This window comes from Kribbella speibonae, from assembly GCF_004331375.1.
GTDB lineage: Bacteria > Actinomycetota > Actinomycetes > Propionibacteriales > Kribbellaceae > Kribbella > Kribbella sindirgiensis.
On sequence record NZ_SJKC01000002.1, the window covers coordinates 1,640,600 to 1,655,765 of the forward strand.

Sequence of the window (15,166 nt, forward strand, 5' to 3'; positions counted from 1 at the left end):
CTTCACCGACCAGCTCGCCTTCTAGGAGCGCCACTGTGCCGTCTGCCCTCGACAGTCAGCTGATCGCCGCCGCCTGGAAGAACGACGTGGCCGAGGCGAAGCGCCTCATCAGCGCGGGCGCGAACGTCAACGCGGTCGACGACACCGTCCAGAGCGCGTTCCTGATCGCCGCGAGCGAGGGCTACGTCGAGCTCCTCGACCTGACTCTCGCGCACGGCGCCGACGTCCGGAGCCTCGACAGCTACGACGGTACGGCGCTGATCCGGGCGGCCGAGCGTGGTCACGCCGCCGTGGTCGGCCGGCTGCTCAAGGCCGGCGTGGCGGTCAATCACGTCAACAACCTCGGCTGGACCGCCTTGCACGAGGCAGTCATCCTCGGCAAAGGCACCCCGGCGTACGTCGACACCGTGCGGCTCCTGATCGCCGGCGGGGCCGACCGCGCGAAGCCGGCTGTCCGCGACGGCGCGACGCCGGTGCAGGCTGCGAAAGACCGCGGCCAGACCGCGGTCAGCGCCGCGCTCAACACAGAGCTTCGGGACACCCACGCGGCGACCAAGGCGCTGCTGGCCGCCGCGGCATCAGGTGACGCCAACAAGGTCGCCGCAGCACTGGCTGCCGGTGCACCGATCGAGTCCCGCGACGACCACCGCCGTACGGCGCTGTTGCTGGCCTCGCTCAACGACCGGGTCGACGTGGCCAGGTTGCTCGTCGCGCTCGGTGCCGATCCAGACGCACAGGACGACCGGCAGGACTCCGCCTGGCTGGTCACCGGCGTCACCGGGAGCGTGGCGATGCTGGAGACGCTCCTGCCCGCGAACCCGGACCTGACCCTGCGGAACCGGTTCGGTGGCATCTCGGTCATCCCGGCCAGCGAGCGCGGGCACGTCGACTACGTCCGGCGAGTCGTCCAGACCAAGACCAACGTCAACCACGTCAACAACCTCGGCTGGACCGCTCTGCTCGAGGCGATCATCCTCGGCAAGGGCACGCAGCAGTGGCAGGACATCGTCAAGATCCTCGTCGACGCCGGCGCCAACCCCAGCTTGGCCGACGCCGAGGGCGTGAGCCCGCTCCAGCACGCCGAGTCCCGCGGGTACGACGAGATCGCCAAGACCCTCCGCGCCGCCGGAGCCCGCTAGTCGCGGGTGAGGCAGCGGGAAGGGAGTTCGAACCAGCGGAGGTGGTCGAAGTCGGTGTTGACGTGGCCCTCGGGGTCGGCGCGGTGCTCCTGACACGTGGACAGCAGGTCGCGGGCCTCGGCGAGGTAGTCGTCGAGGGCGGACTCGGGGGCCGTGTGGTCGTGACGCGGGTACCTGAGCTTGCCGTCGGCGTCGTACCCGACCTGGGACAGCCGCATCGGCGGCTCGACCGGGCCGCGGTGGTGCCGCCACAGGCCGTTCGCCGGGTCGAAGCGGTAGTCGCCGAGCAACCGCCACCCTTCGCGGGCGACGAGCTTGACGGCCTCGACGACGTAGGTGAAGACAGCGTCGGAGATGAAGTAGTTGAAGTTGACCCGCACCCAGCCCGGCTTGATCCCCTCGCAGCCGTGCAGGATCTCCTCCTCGAACTCGTGCGATCGGTCCAGGTCGATGCCGAGCAGGAGGTGGCCGTACGGGCCCGCACACGAGCACCCGCCGCGGGACTGAATGCCGAAGAGGTCGTTCAGCAGCGCGACCACGAAGTTGTGATGCAGATACCGCCCGGAAGGAGCCTTGACCACGAACGACACGATCGACAGCCGCTCGGCATCCAGATTGCCGAGGATCTGCAGGTTCGGCTCGGCCTTCCACGCCTCGACCGCGCGCCGCAGGTACGCGTCCTCGTGCGCACGGATCACGTCGATACCGACCGCCTGCTTCAGCTGGAACGCCAGCCCGGCCCGGATCGACCCGATGATCGCCGGCGTCCCGCCCTCCTCGCGATGCACCGGATCGTCCAGGTACCGGTGCTCCAGCGGGTTCACATACGCGACCGTGCCCCCGCCCGGTACGTCGGGCACCCGGTTGCGGAGCAGTTCGCGGCGCGCAACGAGTACGCCAGGCGTCCCCGGGCCGCCGATCAGCTTGTGCGGGCTGAGGAAGATCGCGTCCTTGTACGACAACGGGTCCTGGTCGCGTCCGCCGTACATCTCGATCTCCACGTACGGCGCGGCCGCAGCGCAGTCCCAGAACGACAGCGCGCCGTACCGATGCAGGAGTGCCGAGACGCGCTGCGTGTTGCTGACGATGCCGGTGACGTTGCTCGCCGCGGAGAACGAGCCGATCTTCAGCGGGCGGGCGACGTACTCCCGCAGTCTCGCCTCGAGCTGGTCGATGTCGATATGACCGTCCGTGTCCTGGGAGATCACCACCACGTCGGCGATCGACTCGCGCCAGGGCAGCTCGTTCGAGTGGTGCTCGTACGGGCCGATGAAGACGACCGGTCGCTGCTCCGGCGGGATCTGGGCGGTCAGGTGGTACGTGTCGTCAAGCTCGGCCGGGATCCGGAGCCCCAGGATCCCGATCAGCTTGTCGATCGCCCCGGTCGCGCCCGAGCCGCAGAAGATCACCGCGGTCTCGTCGTCGCCGCCGACGCTCTTGTGAATGATCCGCCGGGCGTCCTCACGCAGCCGGGTCGTCTGCAGACCGGTGCCGCTCGACTCGGTGTGAGTGTTCGCGTACCGCGGGAGAACCTCCTCGCGGATGAAGTCCTCCAGGAAGGTCAGAGCACGCCCGGACGCGGTGTAGTCGGCGTACGTGACGCGGCGCGGACCGTACGGCCCAGGCATCACCTGGTCGTCACCGATCACCGACGCCCGGATCCGCCGCAGCAACGGCGACTCCGGCGGCATCTCCGCCTGCTCCCCCTGGATACCCATGTCTCAGCGTACGGCGCGGACGTGATCTGCGTCTCGATGATCGCTGCGCGCCCTCTGGATAAGGTCGGTGCAGTCGACCGCGAGGAGTGGGGATGACGTTTTCCAGCGAGCTGTGGGACCGCGGGGCCGCCTCCGTGTACGACGAGATCGTCCGGCACCCGTTCATCACCGGGCTCACCGACGGCACCCTCGACCACGACGCGTTCCGGTACTTCATCGTCCAGGACAGCCACTACCTCCGCGCGTACTCACGGGCGCTCAGCCTGATCGCCGGCCGCGCACTCGACGAGGACGCGGTCAGCATGTTCGCGCTGCACGCCGCCAACGCGATCGCGGTCGAGCGGGAGCTGCACACGTCGCTGCTGGCGTCACTGGGGCTCACTGCGGAGGACGTGGACGCGGCCGGGTCCGGACCGACCACTACGGCGTACATGTCCTATCTGACCGCTGTGTGCGCCACAGGCACCTACGCGGAGGCAGTCGCCGCAGTACTGCCCTGCTACTGGATTTACCGGGACGTGGGGCGCGAGCTGCTCAAGCGGTCGTCACCGGACCCGGCGTACCGGAAGTGGATCGAGACGTACGGCTCCGAGGAGTTCGACGCGGTGGTCGAGTCGGTGCTCGCTGTCACGGACGGGCTGGACGTGGGAGCCGCGGAGCGGGAACGTTGTCACCAGCACTTCGCTATGACGTGCCGCTACGAATGGATGTTCTGGGACGCCGCGTACCGCAAGCTGGATTGGCCGGTGGGATGAAGGACTTCTACGACGTCGTCATAGTCGGCGGTGGGCACAACGGCCTCGTCGCTGCGGCCTATCTGGCTCAGTCCGGGCTCTCCACACTCATCCTGGAGCAGCAGCCGCACACCGGCGGCGCCGCGGTCAGTGAGCGCGTGTTCCCGGGTGTAGACGCGCGGCTGTCGCGCTACTCGTACCTGGTCAGTCTGCTGCCCGACAAGATCGCCGCAGACCTCGGCCTCAACCTGGAGCTCCGGTCTCGCGCAGTAGCGTCGTACACCCCGGTACGTCGCTCTGGACGCGACGTCGGCCTGATGGTCGAGCGGCCGGAGGGCGCGGTCACCAGGGACTCGTTCCGTGCACTCACCGGGAGCGACGCGGAGTACGAGGCGTGGACGGACTTCTACGGCGCTGTCAGCTCGCTGGCCGAGGCCGTCGCGCCCACACTGCTAGAGCCGCTCCAGACCGCGGCTGACCTCCGATCCCGCGTCGACGGCGCGCTCTGGGACGAGCTGATCGAGCGCCCGCTGGGCGAGACCATCGAGCGCCGCTTCGCCGACGACACCGTCCGTGGCGTCGTGGCGACGGACGGCGTCATTGGGACGTTCGCTGGACTGCACGACGAGTCGCTGATCCAGAACAGGTGCTTCCTCTACCACCTCATCGGCAACGGCACCGGTGAGTGGCGGGTGCCTGTCGGCGGCATGGGCGCGGTCACCGACGCGCTGGCCGCCGCTGCGCGACGTGCTGGCGCCGCACTGGTCACCAACGCTGCAGTCACCGCGGTCGAAGCAGACGGGACCCGTGGATCGGTCACCTGGCTCGGCGGCGACGGTGAGCGATCCGTCGACTGCTCCTGGGTGCTGTCGAACGTCGCACCGTCGACCCTGGCTGCGCTGCGTGGTCAGACCGGCGTCGCGAAGCCGGAGGGGTCGCAGCTGAAGATCAACCTGCTGCTGCGTCACCTGCCGGCGTTGAAGTCCGGTGACGACCCGGCGCGGGCGTTCGCCGGCACGTTCCACATCGACGAGGACTACAGCCAGCTCGAGACGGCGTACCGATCCGCCGCGGGCGGCGAGCTACCCGCCGTACCGCCCTCCGAGGTGTACTGCCACTCACTGACCGACCCGTCGATCCTCTCCCCCGAGCTGATTGCCTCCGGCCACCACACCCTGACCGTCTTCGGTGTGCACTTCCCCGCCCGTTTATTTGCCTCCGACAACGACTCGGCCCGGGCTCTCGCCACCCGCCGCGTCCTGGCCGGTCTGGAGTCCTACCTGTCCGAACCGCTCGAGGACTGCATCGCCCGGGACGCGGACGGCAACCTGTGCATCGAGGCCAAGACGCCGTACGACATCGAGGAATCCGTCGGCATGCCCGGCGGCCACATCTTCCACGGCGACCTCCAATGGCCCTGGGCCACCGACCCCGCCGACGCCGGCCGCTGGGGCACCGAAACCGACGTCGCGAACCTCCTGATCTGCGGCTCCGGCGCCCGCCGCGGCGGCGCCGTCTCCGGCCTCGGCGGCCACAACGCCGCCATGACCATCCTCACCCGATAACCGATTTCGCAACTCCGGACTCCCCCTGCTACGATCCTCTTCGTTCGAAAGCAACACCAAGCGCCGCTAGCTCAATTGGCAGAGCAGCTGACTCTTAATCAGCGGGTTCGGGGTTCGAGTCCCTGGCGGCGCACAACAGCCCAGGTCACGCCAGTGTCCTGGGCTTCGTCATGTCCGCTACGTCCCTTTTACGTCCCTCTTTGCCCGAACCCGGCCGCGGACGGACCGCTCGAGTCCCGCAGAGTATGGTCGTGCCGATCTCCGAGTGATCGTGACTGTGCGTCACATCACATCGTTTCGCATTGCTGCCGATCTCTCGGATTCGACGCGGCGGCCAGCGTTGAGCTTCCAACCATCTCACCGGTTGGAGGCATGACATGGCGAGGGAACCACTGCCGATCGGAACCTGGGGACGCATCTCCACACGCGTCGAGAGGACCGATGCGAAGGGAAAGGCCGTCAGCTACCTCTCGAAGGCCAACTTCCGCGACCACGACGGCCGCGTCCGAGACGTGACCGCCTTCGGCAAGTCAAAGACAGCGGCCGAGCGCAGGCTATTGGAGAAACTCCAGGACCGCGCCAGGACGAACCAGTCAGGTCAGCTGACCTCGATGCACAAGATCAACCACCTCCTCGATCTCTGGGAGAAGAGATTCGAGGCGATGGTCGCCGACGGCACCCGCTCCCCCACGTCCCTGGACACCTACCGACGCGCCCTGAAGAACCACATCCGCCCAGCCCTCGGCGAACTCCGCATCGGCGAAGCCACCACCCCACGCCTCGACACCGTCCTCACCAAGATCAAAACCCGCGCCGGCGCCCCCACCGCCAAAACCTGCCGCGCCATCTTGTCCGGAGCCATGAGCCTCGCCGTCCGCTACGGCGCCACCTCCGTCAACCCCGTCCGCGAGGTCGACGCCATCGAGGCCAAACCCAAGAACCAACCCCGCGCGCTCACCGCAGAGGAAGTCACCCTCCTCCGCACGAGCCTCGCCGCCGACCAACGCGCCGTCCAAGCCGACCTCCCCGATCTAGTCACCTTCATGCTCGGCACCGGCGTCCGCATCGGCGAAGCCCTCGCCGTCCACTGGCACCAAATCGACCTCGATGCAGGGACCGTCAAGATCACCCACACCATCGCCCGCATCCCCGGTGAAGGCCTCCTCCGCAAGACCACCAAGTCACGAGCCGGGAAGCGCGTCCTCAGCCTCCCTCGCTGGGCAGTCTCCATGCTCCGCGCCCGCCACGCCGCCGGCATCCGCCTCGACGACCCCATCTTCGCCGACACCCACGGCGGCTACCGCGACCCCTCCAACACCCGCCGGGCCCTCCGCACCGCCCTCTCCCCCGTCGGCAGCACCGCCCGACGCAACCTCGGCCTCACCCTCAGAGCCCTCCGCCGCAAGGCCCGCCTGACCCGCAAAGAGGTCGCCGCAGCCCTCGGCTGGCCTCAAACCAGGATCGAGCTCATCGAAACCGGCCGCATCAAGGTCGACCACCAGCTCGTCGTCGACCTGGTGAAGACCTACAACATCACCCTCGACGACTCCCCGACACTCGAAGCCGAGACCGACGCAGCCAGCCAACCAGCCGAGTCCGACAAGCTCGCCTGGATCCGATCACACGCCCTCCGCAAGACGACCGCCACCGCCCTCGACGACGCCGGCCACACCGCCCGCCAGATCGCCGACCAACTCGGCCAAGCCAAGGTCTCCATCACCCAAGACGTCTACCTCGGCCGCCGAGCCGCCAACCCAGCCGCCGCCGAAGCACTCGAGCACGCCTTCGACGACCCCGACCTGATCTGAGCTGCGGCCGGAACCATGCCGTTCGCGGGGAGCGGTCACTCGGTCCCGTCGACCGCATCGCTGTGCAGCATTTCATCATCGGCCGCGGACTGGTGTGGCAACCTGATCAGGTGACGGATCCTGGGATGATTGAACTCTTCGACGATCTGGCTGACCGAGTACGCAACCCGATGCTCGCCTACCTGGGCACGCCCGAGGATCGCGGTGACTGGGGCGACGACACACCAACCGAGGAGGACCTTCTGGCTGAGCGGCGCCTACTCGGCGCCGTCATCCTCGCATCGATCTACATCATTGATGAGTGCATCGACGACATACAGACGGTCGGCTCGGCCGTCGTGGATCCCGATGGGGATCTCGACCCCGAGATGTACGCGGACACGTTCGTGTGGGACAACTTTCCGCCTCGATTCCGGGCCTCGTACGACCCGGAGTTCTACGCCAAGGTCCTGGTCTCCGCGGTCAAGGTCAGCCACGATCTCGCCAACCCCAACAGCGAACGGCCGGCGTGCGTCGCCGAAGAGATCATCGTCAACGCGATCTGCAAGTACGCCTACGACTTGATGGACAACGCCGGCCTCGAACATGACGTCGTCCTGGAAGACCTCATTCTGGACGACACCGACTTCGAGTTGTTGTTCAGCGACGACATGGACGGCGTCGAGGACGACCCCGCCATGCAGCGCTCACTCGGCACGTGGCTCCCGCCGGTCGAGGGCTGGTTCACTCCATTCAACCCCGACCGCGTCGTTCATCCCTATGCCGAGACCAGCACGACAACCCCACGCGTGCACGACCTCTACCACCTACTCGCCTCCGACGAACTGAAGGCGATGTCTCGCAAGCCCGACGTGGTGGATACCCCCACTCCGATCACAGGGCTGCAGCCAATCAGCGAGGTTGTGCGACTGGCACGCCAGACATCCACCGCGGACCCAGAAACATGGGTAGCCGACGACTCCGACCCTGAACGCAACTACGAGGCGCTCGTGCAGATCTCCCAAATCGCAGAGTCTGGCTGGCTGACATGGGAACCACATGAATCCGCCGACATCGTGCGCTCCGACGCCGTGATCCACCTCGTCCCGCACCGTCACTATCCGGTTGGTACAGACCAGCCGTGGGCCAAGATCGCGATGACCAGCGGCGTCATCATGCACATCCCGCTATCAGCAATCGCGTCCTACCGCCCAGACCCCACGATCTATGAGCGATGGAACTCGATGTGGTCCTCGCTAGAGCGATGACGAGGGTCATCTCTGCCAACTTTGAGATCACCGTAGTTGCATCGGCGGCCGGCAGAGGCGGAGTACGTCTATCCGCACCGACCTGAGGCACAGGATCCTTCCGGAATTGGAGCCGAGCCTTCTAGCCTGTCCGAGCATCTCGCCGTCGCATTCGCCCAGCAAGGTTTATCACGGGTTCCAGTGAGACCGCTGACCATCGCAGCGACGCGCTCGAACAGCCACGAGGGCACCTGCCGCAGCTTCGATGCCCGCCGCGGCTAGAACGTTCGACGTCCCGCGGTACCGCGACGGGGCTGCCGAGGATTCACGGTCGGCGCGCCTATCCTCGATCGACACGGTCTGGAGGTCACATGCTCAATTGGCACGATCTCGATCCGCAGAAGGTCGAGCGCGCTATCAAGATCCTGCTGCGCGAGTTGTACCCCGGCCTACGGAGCATGAACGGGTCGGGCGGTGACGGCGGGCGCGATGCGTACCTGCTGGACGACGGCAAGATGCGAGTGTTCGAGATCAAATCGCACTCGCGCACGCTGAGCGGCGGCCAACGGCGCAACATTCAACGTTCCCTGGAGGTCGCTCTGACCCACCAGCAGATCAGCGAGTGGGTTCTGGTCATCCCACACGACCACACGCCGGGCGAGGAGGAGTGGTTCACCCAAACTCTGGCCACGCTTGCTGCGCCGGTGACGGTTGAGTGGTGGGGACGTGACTGGCTCGACGGCCAGTTCGCCTCGCGTGAAGACCTCATCCGCTACGTCGAAGGACCGGACAGCCGACTACTCAAACGAGCCCAACAGCACGGGATGGAGCAGGCTGTACTCGCAGGTGGCATCCCTGATCTCGCCGCACGTCAGACCGGCCTCGGTGAACGCGCGAACGAGCTCTCACCGTTCTGGCGGTTCGAACCTGCGACGGTCGACGGCCAGACCGTGATTCACGTCCAGCCGAAGAACGCCGAGTCGGCTGAACTGGACCCGATCGCGGTCGAGGTGCGCTTCGGCTCCTCTGATGCGTCCGACCAGGCCGCGATCGAGCTAACCCGAGCTACCTACGACCAACTCCTGGCTTTCGGTGGGCAGATGTCGGTAGAGAAGAGGTACCTGGAGGCCATCGATATCACCGCCTCCGAGGAGACCGGAGACATGTTCGGGAATCTCCTGAGCGGACCGATCGAGTCAATCGAGCTCGGGACGCCGCCCGACACGGACGCACCCACACGGTCGGGTTTCCTCGAGGCTGTCGGCGCCGGGTCTCGAGTCACGGCAAGCACGAGGATCACGTCGTACGAACTACGACGGGGGAAGTTCGGGGCCACGCTCTATGCCCGCGATGAGTCTGGCGGTCTGCACCTCGAGCTCCCGGTACCCGATCCGAGCGCGCCTGCCCATCTTCAGCCCGCGCTGCGGCTGGAGGTCGGGCCATTTGCAGGCTGCCTCGCCGATCTCGTGCAGTCCACGCTCGAGGTTCTGCTCGCCGTGTACGAGGGAGATGAGATCCAGATCCGGTTCGGACGCGGAATCAAAGCTCGAGGGAAGGCACCATCAGGCCTGCCGCAGCTGGCGACCCTGCAAAACCTCGCCGGCCTGGTCGCAAATCTGATCACTCTCCAAGACCACACCGGCCGGGACATCACGGTGCCCGGTGACGTATCCACACATGAGCTCCGCGCCCTCGACGCCATCGCACGCGCGATCCGTGGCGAGTCTGTCCAACTCGCGACGGAAGAATTGGCCCTGAACATCGCGCCGGACAAGGTGAATGAGTTCCTCCATGCCCACGCGAGCCGGCCAGGGCCAGGACTCCGCATGTCCGTCGAGAACGCTACGTTCCAGCTCAACGGCCAGACCTATCAACTCGGACCGCTGATGTACTACGCGCCCAACATGCAACTCGCAAACCACGAAGCACTCGCAAACCACACGCCAAGTACTCCGGCGGTTGCCCGCTACGTCGCGGCCGAGGGCACCGGCATCTACCTACTCCCCATCCAATCGCCACAGCCGAACTGACAGAGCCGAGCCGATCATGGGCCGCGTGAGTCCTCCTGAGCCAGCGCACGCCTCGGGTACAGAGCGATCACTGCACCCGGCTCAGTGGTCGATTCCAGGGGGTACTGCGTCGATCGACGTACTCGGTTCGTCCGAGAATCCTTCATTCCAGCGAGGTGGTGGGAGGATCCGCGGTTCGGTGAAGAACTCTGCGCCGAACGGCCGGCGCTCTTCGGTGGTGCCTGCGAGCCGTCGACCGACGTCTGCGGCATCCGCAAAGTACCCCGTGGCCTTCCTCAGCGCCGCCGTCAATTGCTCGAAGCAAGAGGCTCGGGTGGTCCTGACCCAAGCCGGCTGCGGGTACCGCAGACGCCAGACCGACGGCCGGTTAGCGAACTCCGGATCCCGCTTGGCAAGCTCGAAGCGCGGCACGAACAGCAGGCCGGCGTGGATGAGGAACCACACAGACTCCTCATGATGACTCGCGACCCGATGACCCGAATGAGCAAGCTCGTCGACGACCGCTCGGACCCGTTCGGCCGACGCCGCGTCGCCGACAATCTCGTCACATCGTCTGAGCCTGTCACCCTCCCGCAGCCAATGTTGCAGCGCTGAGCAGACAAACGAATGCAGTCTCCGCGGGGCTGTCGACCCGACCCTTCATGTCTGAGAGACGCGTCCGCCATGCGTGCGATACCTGGGATTCCGCCGCAGCTGCGTGCCGGAGGCTCTCAGCCAACGAAGCCAAATCGTCCGGGTCCGCTCCGCCGACCGTGTCAAGGACCCTGGTCAGATGCGCCAGGTAACCTGCAACAGTTCGGAGCTGGGCGGTCGTAGACCGGAGGTCCCGTGTCAACAGCGAACGAGGCGAGGTTGCTTCGTGGGCCAGCTGCCAGGCCGCCGCCAGACGCATGATGTTCGACAAACTGTCGACCGGACTACTCGGCAACCGGGTCGCCAAGCCACCAATGCGACCGATCCAGGACGGTCCTGTCTCGCACAGGGATTCAAGCTCTTCGAGCGTCCTGACCAGGTGGTCGTAGAACAGGACAACGTCAGCTCCGGGATTCGTCCCTCCGCTGACTACGCGGGTGATCGCTGCGCGAACTGCCATCCCTGCGATGTCCGCGACCTCGGACCGAGCAGCCTTGAGCGCCGTGTCGTCCTCCAGGACAACCGACGTACTTCTGTTCTGCACAGCCAGGAGATCCGCGCTCGCACCAATCGACTGCGCGAGCTGGAAGAGCGGTCCCGTCGCCCGCTCCCTCGGCCCCCACGCGAAATCTTCCACGGACAGCTCCACCCCCAACCACCGCAGATGATGCCGCGTCGCAGAGAGCGTCGCGCGCCAACCGGAAACCACGTCCGAGGTGTCGAAGCAGGCCAAGTTGCACGCCTCCACTGCCCGCTGCCTGGAGATCACCAAGAGAGCCTCATACGTCGCACGCACCGGACACCATCCGTACGTCGGCTAGCGCACACTGCAGTGCCTCTGCCAACGACAAACGCCACCCGACCCGCTCCGGTGGCACCGCGATCCGCACAACAGCCTTTGCCGCCTCCTCCAGAAGTAGAGAAGGCTCGCCGTCCGGAACCTCGCCATACGGCACAACCGGCTCAAGGCCCGTCAACTCCATGAGCCGACACCGATTGAACGCCGTCATCGCCCATTCACCGGACTCCTCGAGTTCCCGGGGCTCGATGATCTCCTCGGTCCCCTGGACTAGGTCGGCGATCTGAATCCACCCATCTGAAGTCTGCACGGCATTCCCTCCGTCCAATGCTGACGACCTCCCGACTGACCGCAGAGAGGACGCATGTCCCAAGCTCAACGGTCTGAACACGTAGGAAACCTTCTTGCCGCGCAGAAAGATCCTGTCCGCACCTACAGCGCAAACCTGCTCAACGCATCGCAGAAAGAGGCTCACAGGCCCAGGTCGGGAGCACGGTGCTCTGTGTCGGAAACGAACGGCTTTGGCGTGCCTGGCGGGCGCAGCTGCGCTTGTCTTCCCAAGTGCGGAGTGGTGGCGTCTATCAGGCGTCGCGCAGTGGCCACTACCCGGCCGCCCAGTGTCTCGACAAGGCGGACCGAGGGAGATTTCCCAATCGTTCCGGCGGCGCTGGTGATCAGGTCTCTTGATGCCGCATCCGGCGTGACGCCGAATCTGGCGAGCAACATGTAGGCGACCGACTGCGCTTCCAGCCTGGTGAGGCCGTAGCAACCTGCGCCACGAGACAGCTTGTGCATGCGCAGGTGAGCCAGCTCGTGGGCGAGGCTCATTACAGCCACAGGATCGTCGAGCCCGTCAGCGATGACGATTCGCCGGCGGCGATGGTCGGTTTCCGCACCACTCGCGTTCATCGACAGTTGGCCTTGGCCCACCCTGTAACCCGCGGCGACTGCGACCCGCGTCAGCGCGTCGACGACGTCCGCTGGCCGGATCTCCGCGACTGCTGGTTGCGCGGCCCGCGGGCCGTCGGTCTGGCTGACGTCCCAGACCGTCGCGACACCATGACCCTGCACTGGCCCGACCGGATGCTCGGTGTCGTCGGACGACGCGACGATCCTGATGCCGGACGTACCGCGCACAACCCGACGGCCCCTACGTTGCCAACCCTGTCGCCCCTCGACCCACATCGCATGGGGCAACTGCAGCTTGATCAGAACGACATTCCTGAACGACTGCCCGTGCAGCACCGCAGCAGCGTCGAGCCACCGCATCCACTGACGATCAGACCAGTTCCGCTGTACGTCGGAATCGACAGCTCTGCGGAGATCGTCAACGGTCAACCGAACTCTGTTCGCCTGGCTGGTACCCATGAGATCAGGGTCATGAGCACCCGGCCGTCCCTGAACCCGGCAGAAGGAATCCCGGACTCAGTCGAAGGTAAGCAACGGGACGTCGTACAGATCCGCCTGACGAGGCCGCGAGAAGGCCGGCGTGCTCACCTCGACCAAGTACATCTCGGTCAGGAAATGGATCTTCGCGCCCAGGAGATGGCTCGTGTGAGCCGTCGCCGAGTGGGCCTTCAGACCGACCGACACGTGGATGTGGGGCAGGACAGAGCCAGACTCTTCGTCGTACGCGAGGGTCCCGCCGCCGATCGCCTCGACGTTCTCGAGGTGCACGGCGCTCCACACGGGCGCATCGGGATCCTCAAGCTTCTCGCACGTCCCGACAAGCTCGACATCACGCATACCAGCAATGAACATCGGGATGAAGCCTTGCCGCACGCCGTACTCCGCACAGAACTCAGCCAACGCCGGATAGAAGTCGTCACCATGGTCGAAGTGGACGACGAACGTCCGGCCCATCGTCAGTTCAGCGGCGCGCAAAGTCAGCTCCTCGGGGATCGTTGAGGTAGGCAACGTACCGAATCGCGGTGTCGAGTCCGCGCGTCGACAACAGGCGACTACGCGGGTGAGCAATGTCGTCGACGCCGGCGACTGCGAGTTCCTGGCAGCGCATCAGAAACCACTGCCACGGGACGTTGAGGTAGCTCGCGAGCGCCTCCAGCCGACGGCCAGCCGAATCCTCGCCGACGACTGAATTCGCAGAGACTTGGTCCGACAGTTCACGGAAGAGTGCTCGATGCGACGGCGGTGCACTCGCGTCGACGTACCAGAGCCCGGAGCCGCCCAGCCAATTCGCGACGATCGCGTCATCCGCGAGCACGAAACCCTCGACCTGTGCGTGCTCCGGCTCAGCGCTCACGGCTACGGTGATCCCGAACGCCTCCATCAGGGCTGCAGCGAGCAAGAGCAGCACCCGTTCGTACGTCGGCGACTCTGCGACATCGGCCTCGGTAATGCAGAATCCACGCCGCATCCTCGGGAACCAGCGCGAGGTGCGCCTCAGATACTCGAACTTGTGCCGCCAGAGCAGCCACGATGCGGCCTCCTCGCCACGGTTCTCTCGTGTCCAGAAGAACGGCTCATCCGACAACCGGTCCAGGTTCCGGGTGATGTGGCGAGCGCAGAACCGAGAGCCCAACCACTGACCTGCGACCGCGTTCAGGGTCGGAACCTCGGTTAGCGACACATCCGACGTACGGCGGCCCTCATGGTGGGCAAGGCGCGCCTGGCTGCTCGTGAGCTGACCGTCATCGGCCAACAGTGCGACGTCTGTGTTCGTAGTCGACCAGATGATGCCGACGGTCAGATCGTCGAGGAGTGCCGCTGACGAGATCGGTTGCAGGCCCGTACGGCGGCTGCCACGGTCGACGAACCGCCGGCCGTCCGAGGCGTAGTGCCGCTGCTCATGATCAGTCACGATGACCAGCGAGCGCCGGTCCGGACGGTTTAGCGAGACGTCCTTGCCTGGATCGACCATCAGCCAGCCATCCCCCGGCAGTTCCACCGGCCAGTAGTGCGCGCCGATCTCCACACCGGAGTACGAGCGGCCGGCCGGAAGACGCAGAGCCTCGGGCTGAGCTGCGGACTGACCGGCGATCAGGTCCACCAGTGAGACCGAGGCTGGTACCGGCTTGGTGGACATCCGCTGCTTGTAGAAGCCGAGGTCCGCCGGGTCGGACTTCCCGAGCACACGACACAACGCAGTGCGAGGTTCGGCGCGAGGCCATGTGTACCAGCCACACTCCCAGTCGGAAACTGCCTTGGCAGTGATCAGGAACTGCTTGCCTGTAGCGTGGTAGATCTCGGCGCTGACCAGGTCCGCAAGCTGCGCCTGGGACATCCCGCCTCGCGCTTTCCGGAGCAGCGTGTTCGGCTGACGCTTCCGGTCAACCATGAATCCGCATCCTTGCCGTCATGACGGCAAGGATGCGCGTCGGCGCCAGGACAGCGTCACGGCACGACCAGACATCTCCGGGATGTCTCGCTTCGCCTCAAAATGTCCTGAAATGTCTTAGGTTAGGTCTCGTGCCTAACGAACGACTCCGAGCCGCGATGGTGGAACACGGCCTCACCCATCATGCACTCGCGGACGAGCTGGAAGTCAACGTCA

The 15,166-nt window shown here is 66.0% G+C and carries 12 protein-coding genes and 1 tRNA gene; 7 read left to right on the plus strand and 6 right to left on the minus strand.

What is annotated here, in order from left to right:
• Nucleotides 1-35 precede the first annotated feature (35 nt).
• Nucleotides 36-1,139: an ankyrin repeat domain-containing protein gene (locus E0H92_RS21085; RefSeq protein ID WP_238173512.1), complete on the plus strand. Its 1,104-nt coding sequence runs from the start codon at nucleotides 36-38 to the stop codon at nucleotides 1,137-1,139.
• On the opposite strand, the gene E0H92_RS21090 is transcribed toward E0H92_RS21085, so the two are convergent.
• The gene (locus tag E0H92_RS21090; RefSeq protein WP_131497372.1) at nucleotides 1,136-2,857 is read right to left on the minus strand and encodes an aminotransferase class V-fold PLP-dependent enzyme; all 1,722 of its coding nucleotides are present in this window, start codon (nucleotides 2,855-2,857) and stop codon (nucleotides 1,136-1,138) included. The two genes, E0H92_RS21085 and E0H92_RS21090, sit on opposite strands and share 4 nt — an antisense overlap.
• A 92-nt stretch (nucleotides 2,858-2,949) precedes the next feature.
• On the opposite strand from E0H92_RS21090, the gene tenA reads away from it, so the two are divergent.
• The 6 genes from tenA (at nucleotide 2,950) to E0H92_RS21120 (ending at nucleotide 10,220) form a co-directional block, all read left to right on the plus strand.
• Nucleotides 2,950-3,612, plus strand: coding sequence for a thiaminase II (gene tenA / locus E0H92_RS21095; protein WP_131497373.1), 663 nt, complete (start codon nucleotides 2,950-2,952; stop codon nucleotides 3,610-3,612).
• Nucleotides 3,609-5,156 carry a phytoene desaturase family protein gene (locus tag E0H92_RS21100; protein WP_131497374.1) on the plus strand — a complete coding sequence of 516 codons (1,548 nt, stop codon included), beginning with the start codon at nucleotides 3,609-3,611 and terminating at the stop codon, nucleotides 5,154-5,156. Before tenA ends, E0H92_RS21100 begins: the two co-directional genes overlap by 4 nt.
• Before the next feature lie 60 nt (nucleotides 5,157-5,216).
• Nucleotides 5,217-5,289: transfer RNA gene (locus E0H92_RS21105), tRNA-Lys, on the plus strand.
• Nucleotides 5,290-5,533: 244 nt separating this feature from the next.
• Entirely contained in the window at nucleotides 5,534-6,964 is a 1,431-nt protein-coding gene (locus E0H92_RS21110) for a helix-turn-helix domain-containing protein (protein WP_131497375.1), read from the plus strand.
• 62 nt (nucleotides 6,965-7,026) lie between these two features.
• Complete coding sequence (locus E0H92_RS21115; protein ID WP_131497376.1) at nucleotides 7,027-8,211, plus strand: hypothetical protein; 1,185 nt, start codon at nucleotides 7,027-7,029, stop codon at nucleotides 8,209-8,211.
• A 350-nt stretch (nucleotides 8,212-8,561) separates the two neighbouring features.
• A complete protein-coding gene (locus E0H92_RS21120) occupies nucleotides 8,562-10,220 on the plus strand; it encodes a hypothetical protein (RefSeq protein ID WP_131497377.1) in 1,659 nt (552 codons plus the stop codon).
• A gap of 81 nt (nucleotides 10,221-10,301) precedes the next feature.
• Here E0H92_RS21120 and E0H92_RS21125 read toward each other — a convergent pair whose 3' ends face one another.
• The 5 genes from E0H92_RS21125 to E0H92_RS21145 form a co-directional block, all read right to left on the minus strand.
• A complete protein-coding gene (locus E0H92_RS21125) occupies nucleotides 10,302-10,664 on the minus strand; it encodes a hypothetical protein (RefSeq protein ID WP_131497378.1) in 363 nt (120 codons plus the stop codon).
• Between the two features lie 968 nt (nucleotides 10,665-11,632).
• On the minus strand, nucleotides 11,633-11,980 hold the full coding sequence (locus E0H92_RS21130) for a hypothetical protein (protein WP_165549861.1): 348 nt from the start codon (nucleotides 11,978-11,980) through the stop codon (nucleotides 11,633-11,635).
• 143 nt (nucleotides 11,981-12,123) lie between these two features.
• Nucleotides 12,124-12,921 (minus strand): hypothetical protein, encoded by a 798-nt coding sequence (locus tag E0H92_RS21135; RefSeq protein ID WP_131497380.1) that lies wholly within the window; start codon nucleotides 12,919-12,921, stop codon nucleotides 12,124-12,126.
• Between the two features lie 156 nt (nucleotides 12,922-13,077).
• On the minus strand, nucleotides 13,078-13,536 hold the full coding sequence (locus E0H92_RS21140; RefSeq protein ID WP_131497381.1) for a PPC domain-containing DNA-binding protein: 459 nt from the start codon (nucleotides 13,534-13,536) through the stop codon (nucleotides 13,078-13,080).
• Entirely contained in the window at nucleotides 13,523-14,950 is a 1,428-nt protein-coding gene (locus E0H92_RS21145) for an XRE family transcriptional regulator (RefSeq protein ID WP_131497382.1), read from the minus strand. Before E0H92_RS21145 ends, E0H92_RS21140 begins: the two co-directional genes overlap by 14 nt.
• Between the last annotated feature and the right edge of the window lie 216 nt (nucleotides 14,951-15,166).